Here is a 1,402-nt window from a genome sequence, read left to right as displayed (position 1 = left end):
GCGTAGGGATAGTGACCCGAAGGGCGAAAACCTACGGTTTGAGTTTTTAAGTCTCTGCTTCAGCTGAGACTATAAAAATATAGCCCGATTTTCAGCATGAAAAACGCCCATAATGTTTTTTGTTTAAGTTTTAATGTGGACGGTCTAGCCCATTTTGACGAGACGTATTGATAAAATGTGAATAGAGCATGGATAACTTGACGGCGTTGCCTTGTAAAACTTGCTCCACAAGTTTAACACAAGTTACCCACCCCCTACCGTTTCTCTTTCACAATTTATCAACACTCAAAATGTACCGACCACAATAAAACTTTCACTAATAGCAATAATTTTTGTTTGTATTTTTGTTTTTGTTTTTGTTTGGAAATATTACAAAACATTTTTAACATTACTTTTTTTCAAATCGAATAAATAGTTAAATAAGACTTCCAGGGCATAATCTGGCACAGCACGATAATTTTTGCTATTTTTGCTACGTCGCCAATCTCTTATTTGACTGATTGAAACCTCATATCCTGATTTTTTCATCAATTCCACTACTACATCTAGAGTTTCAACAAGTCCCGCTAAATGCAATAAATTATTAAAAATTTTGTTAGCTTGCATAATAAATAACATTATTAACCTCACATACTAATAATTATAAATATAAAAGCTAAATCAACCAAACAATCATAATTGTTTGGTTGAAAGTATTTTTATTTATTTATTTATAATTTGACCAATAATAGATGATAGCTGTATTAAAAGATCACTATCTGCTGATATTGTTAACGTAGGGCTATCAGAATAAACTCGAAGTATTTCAACCGAAATTGAATCACCTTTTTTATTTTCGTCGTAGTACGACAACCTATGATCATTTAAATCTGTTTTAAATGGCAACCCTCGTTTAAATGCTTCTATTTTGTGATACAAAATATCGTTTTCTTTCTTGATTTCTTTTCGATGTGACACTATATTTTCAATATGAGCTTCTAACTCACTTAAACCTAGTCGTTTAAAAAAATCATTTTCAAAACTATTTTTTTTCCAAATAGAAAAGGTAATTTCCTTTCTAAAACAGAAATTATGATCTATCCGATATTCACCGACACTAAAATAGGCAACAGCTTTATTTTTATCTCTGATATTTATGTGGACGATAACATGTGCGGGAACACCTTTTAATTTTGTTTCAAACCAAATTGATTTATTGTAATCATCACTGTTTTTTTTGATCCACTTATTGTTAAAATTTTTATGATTAAAAATTGAATCACATATTTTTTCAAGTTGTTGCTGAGATTTTAACATTTACGAAATACTCCTCTATTAAGAGATATTTAAATTCATAAACCCTAATGTAAGGTTTAAACTCATTGAACGTTAATCATTCAACTTGTAGTTATTATATCAAAAA

The 1,402-nt window shown here is 29.7% G+C and carries 2 protein-coding genes; both read right to left on the bottom strand.

What is annotated here, in order from left to right; all coding sequences use genetic code 11:
• Window positions 1–369: 369 nt before the first annotated feature.
• Window positions 370–618 carry a DUF1456 family protein gene (locus H3S74_RS12395; RefSeq protein WP_198248023.1) on the bottom strand — a complete coding sequence of 83 codons (249 nt, stop codon included), beginning with the start codon at window positions 616–618 and terminating at the stop codon, window positions 370–372.
• An 84-nt stretch (window positions 619–702) separates the two neighbouring features.
• Window positions 703–1,296, bottom strand: coding sequence for a hypothetical protein (locus H3S74_RS12390; RefSeq protein ID WP_198248022.1), 594 nt, complete (start codon window positions 1,294–1,296; stop codon window positions 703–705).
• Between the last annotated feature and the right edge of the window lie 106 nt (window positions 1,297–1,402).

Source organism: Gilliamella sp. W8126 (assembly GCF_016102185.1).
Lineage (GTDB): Bacteria > Pseudomonadota > Gammaproteobacteria > Enterobacterales > Orbaceae > Gilliamella > Gilliamella apis_A.
The sequence above is the reverse complement of the archived record's forward strand: the minus strand, read 5'-3'. Positions and strand labels throughout refer to the sequence as shown.

Coding starts and splice junctions, on each gene's coding strand:
- H3S74_RS12390 (WP_198248022.1), bottom strand. CDS start 1,296: ATGTTAAAATCTCAGCAACAACTTGAAAAAATATGTGATTCAATTTTT.
- H3S74_RS12395 (WP_198248023.1), bottom strand. CDS start 618: ATGTTATTTATTATGCAAGCTAACAAAATTTTTAATAATTTATTGCAT.